Origin of the sequence: Pseudomonas sp. GXM4, from assembly GCF_008923895.1 — a bacterium.
GTDB classification, from domain to species: domain Bacteria; phylum Pseudomonadota; class Gammaproteobacteria; order Pseudomonadales; family Pseudomonadaceae; genus Aquipseudomonas; species Aquipseudomonas atacamensis.
Genome location: NZ_WBRZ01000296.1, coordinates 1 through 6,390, shown reverse-complemented (window position 1 = coordinate 6,390; position 6,390 = coordinate 1). Strand labels below are relative to the sequence as shown.

Here is a 6,390-nt window from a genome sequence, read left to right as displayed (position 1 = left end):
ACCGTCACAAAAGAATTCAAGGTCTGCAGGATATACGCCCTCACCCGCCACGGAGCAAAACCCTTACACAATTTCACACAGCAGCTACAAAGCTTCACCGCTAACCTCCCCGTCTGGCCGTAGGATGCGGCCTTCAATATTGGGGGTTTTACATGTCTGGAAAACTGCTGGCCGGGCTCGGCCTGATCGCATTGGCGCTGACGCTGAGCGCTTGTGATTCATCCTCGAACGCCGAAGAGCAGACGCCGCCGGCCACGGTGCGCGTCGAGACGATCAAAACCCAGCCATTGTCGATCAGCAGCGAACTGAGCGGCCGCATCGCCGCGCCACGGATTGCCGAAGTGCGTGCGCGAGTGGCCGGCGTAGTTTTGCAACGCACCTACCGCGAAGGCAGTGACGTGAAAAAAGGCGATGTGCTGTTCCGCATCGACCCGGCACCTTTCAAGGCCGATCTGGACAGTGCCGAAGCCGCGCTGCGCAAAGCCGAGGCCAACGCTTTTCAGGCGAAACTGCAAGAAAAACGCTATGCGCAGTTGATCGAGGACCAGGCCATCAGCGGTCAGGACTACGACAACGCCCGCGCCGCTGCCCGGCAGACCGCCGCTGATGTCTCCGCCAGCAAGGCAGCGCTGGAACGGGCGAAACTGAACCTCGGTTATGCCACCGTGACCGCGCCGATTTCCGGACGTATCGGTCGCGCGTTGGTCACCGAGGGTGCGCTGGTGGGGCAGAACGAAACCACGCCACTGGCGTTGATTCAGCAACTCAACCCGATCCATGCCGACCTGACCCAGTCGACTCGCGAGCTCAACGAACTGCGTCGAGCATTTCGTTCCGGACAGTTGAAGGAAATCGGTCAGGATCAGGTCAAGGCCACGCTGATTCAGGATGACGGCAGCCTGTACCCGCTGCCGGGCAAGCTGCTGTTCAGCGACATCACAGTTGACCCGGGCACCGGCCAGATCATCCTGCGCAGCGAGTTTCCCAACCCGGATCTCGACCTGCTGCCGGGCAGTTTCATCCGTGTACGCCTTGAACAGGCCACCATCCAGAACGGCATCACTGTGCCGCAACGCGCGGTGCAGCGTGACAGCGCGGGCATTGCCCAAGTGCTCACCGTCGACGAGCAGATGCGCGTGGCGCAGCAACCGGTGCAACTGGGTGCGGTGCAGAACAATCGCTGGATCGTCACCGGTGGTCTTAAGCCCGGCGACCGCATCGTCACCGAAGGCCTGCAACACGCCCGTCCCGGGGAAAAGGTACAGATCGACGAAACCCCACTTCCACTTGCCCAGGCCACTGGTCAGTAAGCAGGACGCTCTTATATGCCGCAGTTCTTTATCGACCGCCCGGTGTTTGCCTGGGTGGTCGCCCTGTTCATCCTGTTGGCCGGTGCGCTGGCCATTCCGCAGTTGCCGGTCGCGCAATACCCCGACGTCGCACCGCCGCAGATCGAAATCTATGCCGTCTACCCAGGCGCCTCGGCGCAGACCGTCGATGAGAGCGTGGTCAGCCTGATCGAGGAAGAACTCAACGGCGCCGATCACCTGCTCTATTTCGAATCGCAGAGTAGCCTCGGCAGCGCGACGATCAAAGCCACGTTCCAACCGGGCACCAACCCCGAGCTGGCGCAGGTCGATGTGCAAAACCGCCTCAAGGTCGTCGAGTCGCGCCTGCCGCAAGCGGTCAATCAGCAAGGTTTGCAGGTGGAGAAAGTCTCTTCCGGTTTCCTCTTGCTCATCACTTTGACCTCCAGCGACGGCAAGCTCGATGACGTGGCGCTCAGTGATTATCTGGCGCGCAACGTGATGAACGAGATCAAGCGCCTGGACGGTGTCGGCAAGGCGCAGTTGTATGGTGCCGAGCGGGCGATGCGCGTCTGGATCGACCCGCAGAAGCTCATCGCCTTCAACCTGACGCCAACCGATGTCAACGAAGCCATCGTTGCGCAGAACGCCCAAGTTTCAGCGGGCAGCATCGGTGATTTGCCGTCGCCTTCCACACAGGAAATCACTGCGACGATTCTGGTCAAAGGCCAGCTGTCGACGCCGCAGGAATTTGCCGACATCGTGCTCAAGGCCAACCGCGACGGCTCCACGGTGCGCATCGGTGATGTCGCGCGCGTCGAAATCGGCAGTCAGGAATATCAGTTCGGCACTCGCCTCAACGGCAAGCCGTCCACCGCCGTCGGCGTGCAGCTGTCTCCCGGCGCCAACGCACTGAACACCGCAACGCTGGTGCGGGCGAAGATGGACGAGCTGGCGCGCTACTTCCCGGCCGGCGTGGAGTACAAGATTCCGTACGACACCTCGCCCTTCGTCAAAGTCTCGATCACCAAAGTGATCTACACCCTTGGCGAAGCGATGCTGCTGGTGTTTGCGGTGATGTTCCTGTTCCTGCAGAACGTGCGCTACACGCTGATCCCGACGCTGGTGGTGCCTGTGGCGCTGATGGGCACGTTCGCGACCATGCTGGCGCTGGGCTTCTCGATCAACGTGCTGACCATGTTCGGCATGGTGCTGGCCATCGGCATTCTGGTGGATGACGCCATCGTCGTGGTGGAGAACGTCGAGAGGATCATGGCCACTGAGGGCTTGTCGCCCAAGGAAGCCACGCGCAAGGCAATGACGCAGATTACCGGCGCGATTATCGGCATCACTCTGGTGCTGGTCGCGGTGTTTATTCCGATGGCGTTCATGCAAGGCTCGGTCGGCGTGATCTACCAACAGTTCTCGCTGTCCATGGCGACGTCGATTCTGTTCTCGGCGTTTCTCGCCCTGACGTTGACGCCGGCGTTGTGCGCGACCTTGCTCAAGCCTGTTGCCAAGGGCGAGCATCACGAGAAGTCTGGCTTCTTTGGCTGGTTCAATCGTCGTTTCGAGCAACTGACCGATCGCTATCAGGGTTGGGTCGGCTATGCGCTGAAGCGCACCGGTCGCTACCTGATGATCTACGTCGTCCTGTTGATTGGACTTGGGTTCTGTTTTGCGCGCCTGCCCTCCTCGTTTCTGCCGACCGAGGATCAGGGCTACACCATTACCGATATTCAATTGCCACCCGGCGCAACGAAGAACCGTACTGTACAAGTAGCCGAGCAGCTCGAAGCGCACAACGCCGGTGAGCCGGGAATCAGTGACAGTGTGGTGATCCTGGGTTTCAGTTTCTCCGGTAGCGGGCAGAACGCAGCGCTGGCGTTTTCGACACTCAAGGATTGGTCGGAACGTGGCAGTGACGATACTGCCAGCTCAATCGCCGACCGCGCCAACGCGGCGCTGAGTCAGATCAAGGACGCCATGGCCTTCTCGGTGCTGCCACCGCCGGTGGATGGCCTTGGCACGTCCAGCGGTTTCGAATTCCGCTTGCAGGATCGCGGTGGTCTGGGCCATGCGACGTTGATGCAGGCGCGTACGGAACTGCTCGCCGCCGCCGAGAAAAGTCCGCTATTGATGAACGTACGTGAAAGCGCGCTGGCCGAAGCACCGCAAGTGCAACTGATCGTAGACCGCAAGCAGGCGAATGCCTTAGGCGTTTCGTTTGCCGACATCGGTAATGTGCTGTCCACTGCGGTGGGTTCCAGCTACATCAACGACTTCCCCAATCAGGGGCGCATGCAGCGCGTGGTCGTGCAAGCTGAAGGTGATCAGCGCAGTCAGGTGGACGACTTGCTGAAAATGCACGTGCGCAACAGCGCTGGGAACATGGTGCCGCTGTCCGCATTCGTCCAGGCCAACTGGATTCAAGGCCCGGCGCAGTTGACCCGGTACAACGGTTATCCGGCGATTGCCATCTCCGGCGAACCTTCAGCAGGGCACAGCACTGGCGAAGCGATGGCGGAAATCGAGCGTTTGGTAGCGTTGGGACCGAAAGGTATGGGCCAGGAATGGACCGGTCTGTCGTTGCAGGAACGCCTGTCAGGCAATCAGGCGCCGATGTTGCTCGGTTTGTCGCTACTGGTGGTGTTCCTGTGTCTGGCGGCGCTGTATGAGAGCTGGTCGATTCCGACGTCGGTGCTGCTCGTTGTCCCGCTTGGTGTGCTCGGCGCGGTACTCGCCGTGACAATGCGCGGCATGCCCAACGACGTGTTCTTCAAGGTCGGACTGATCACCATCATTGGTCTGTCGGCGAAAAACGCGATCCTGATCATCGAATTCGCGAAGAGCCTGTATGACGAAGGTCACGACCTGATCGATGCAACGTTGCAGGCTGCTCGCTTGCGCTTGCGGCCGATCGTGATGACCTCGCTGGCGTTCATTCTCGGCGTGGTGCCATTGGCCATCGCCACCGGCGCCAGTTCGGCCAGCCAACAGGCGATCGGCACTGGCGTGATCGGTGGGATGATTACGGCGACGCTGGCGGTGATCTTCGTGCCAGTCTTCTTCGTCGTAGTGATGAAACTCGTACAACGATTCACCAAACCCCACTGATCCAAATGTAGGAGCTGTCGAGTGCAACGAGGCTGCGATCTTTTGATCTTGAAAAGCTAAAGTCGAAAGATCGTCCGATCGCGGCCCGAGCCTTCGGCAGCTCCTACAAAAGCCGGATCGCCTGCGCTATGGTGCACTGACAGTTCACCGACGTGAGTCACCATGCGCTTCCTCGCCCGCACCCACCCTCGCCTCTCCGCCGCCGCTCTGCTCGGCCTCGCCACCGGCCTGTTGGTCCCGGCCGATTCCATCGTCAGCAAAATCCTCATTGGCTGGAACGTCGGTGTCTGGACATACCTGATCCTGATGTTCTGGCTGACCATTCGCGCCAAGGCACCGGACGTGCGACGCATCGCCGAAGTCGAAGACGAGAACGCCGGGCTGGTGCTGTTTGTGGTGTGCATTGCCGCGTTGGCCAGTCTCGCCACCATCACCCTTGAACTGGCCGGAAGCAAAGACCTGGAAACCTCACGCAAACTCATGCACTACGGGCTCACAGCACTGACGGTGACCGGCTCGTGGCTGCTGATAGGAGTGATCTTCTGCGTGCACTACGCAAGGTTGTTTTACACCTGGGACGGCAAGGACCCGGCGCTGCGTTTCGCCGAAGGGCTGACCACTCCCAATTACTGGGACTTCCTGTACTTCTCGTTCACGATTGGCGTTGCAGTTCAAACATCGGACGTAGGCGTAGCGACGCGGGGCATCCGCAAAATCGTACTGGCACAGTCGCTGATCGGTTTTGTGTTCAACACGGCGATCCTGGGTTTTTCCATCAATATTGCCGCGGGTTTGTTCGGCTAGGGAATCACCCGCCCGTCGGTATCTTCGGGCAATCCTGTGATCATTTACTTGACGACAGAATTGTTTCTGGTGTTTCCTGAAACCGGTTTCAGGCTCTGCCTGACCTATAAATCCAATAACAAGGTTTCAGACCGTGAACGACTTCTCCGCCGCCCAGCGCAGCCGTGTGACCATGCTTGATGTTGCCGAACGCGCCGGCGTGTCCAAGGCCAGCGTCTCGCGCTTCATCGGCGATGACCGCGCGCTGCTCTCCGAAGCGATTGCCTTGCGCATTGAACAAGCCATCGGCGAACTCGGTTACCGCCCCAACCAAATGGCCCGTGGTCTGAAACGCGGACGCTCTCGCCTGATCGGCATGCTCGTCGCCGATATCCGCAACCCCTATTCGATTGCCGTGATGCACGGGGTGGAAACCGCCTGCCGTGCGCACGGCTACAGCCTGGTGGTGTGCAACACCGACCGCGATGACGAGCAGGAGCGCCAGCATCTGGCGCTGTTGCGCTCGTACAACATCGAAGGGCTGATCGTGAACACGCTGGGCCATCATCGAGACGAGTTGCACGAGTTGCGTCGCGAGATGCCCCTAGTGCTGGTGGATCGCAAGGTCGACGGGCTTGACAGCGACATGGTCGGGTTGAACAACTCGCAAGCAGTAGAGATGGCGCTCGCGCATCTCGAGCAACGCGGATATCGGGATCTTTTGCTGGTCACCGAACCGTATGACGGCACCAGTTCGCGGATCGAGCGGGTCAGCAGTTTTCAGGCGCAGATTGCTCAGCGCGCGACCCTGACTGGGGCGGTGCTGGAAACCGGTGATGATCTGAACGCGCAACTTCAAAACTTTTTAAACACACCCGGTGATGGCCCGAAAGCGCTGTTTTGCGCCAATGGCGTGGCGGCGTTGGCGGCAACGCATGCGCTGCGCGCGCTGGGCGTGCGTCTATTTGAAGATGTCGGGTTGATTGCCTTGGATGATCTGGATTGGTATCCGTTGGTGGGCAGCGGGATCACCGCGCTGGCACAGCCAACGCAAGAGATAGGCGCGCGGGCGTTTGAGTGTTTGCTCAAGCGCTTGCGCGGAGATGATGAGATGGCGCGGGTGGTGGAGTTTGCGCCGGCGCTGGTTGAGCGTGGGTCGACCCGTGAGGTTGGCGGAGTCGGA

General features: G+C 60.1%; 4 protein-coding genes. All 4 read left to right on the top strand.

The annotated features are described in order from the left end of the window. Positions 1 to 152 precede the first annotated feature (152 nt). Positions 153 to 1,310 (top strand): efflux RND transporter periplasmic adaptor subunit, encoded by a 1,158-nt coding sequence (locus F8N49_RS24225; RefSeq protein ID WP_151552889.1) that lies wholly within the window; start codon positions 153 to 155, stop codon positions 1,308 to 1,310. Between the two features lie 15 nt (positions 1,311 to 1,325). Next, on the top strand, positions 1,326 to 4,424 hold the full coding sequence (locus F8N49_RS24220) for an efflux RND transporter permease subunit (protein ID WP_151552886.1): 3,099 nt from the start codon (positions 1,326 to 1,328) through the stop codon (positions 4,422 to 4,424). Positions 4,425 to 4,586: 162 nt separating this feature from the next. After that, positions 4,587 to 5,228 (top strand): DUF1345 domain-containing protein, encoded by a 642-nt coding sequence (locus F8N49_RS24215; protein WP_122698176.1) that lies wholly within the window; start codon positions 4,587 to 4,589, stop codon positions 5,226 to 5,228. A 133-nt stretch (positions 5,229 to 5,361) separates the two neighbouring features. Beyond that, on the top strand, positions 5,362 to 6,390 hold a 1,029-nt coding region (locus tag F8N49_RS24210), incomplete at its 3' end, for a LacI family DNA-binding transcriptional regulator (RefSeq protein WP_151552884.1).

Excerpts from the sequence above, each read along its gene's own strand:
- F8N49_RS24225 (WP_151552889.1), top strand. The coding sequence starts at position 153 with ATGTCTGGAAAACTGCTGGCCGGGCTCGGCCTGATCGCATTGGCGCTG.
- F8N49_RS24220 (WP_151552886.1), top strand. The coding sequence starts at position 1,326 with ATGCCGCAGTTCTTTATCGACCGCCCGGTGTTTGCCTGGGTGGTCGCC.
- F8N49_RS24215 (WP_122698176.1), top strand. The coding sequence starts at position 4,587 with ATGCGCTTCCTCGCCCGCACCCACCCTCGCCTCTCCGCCGCCGCTCTG.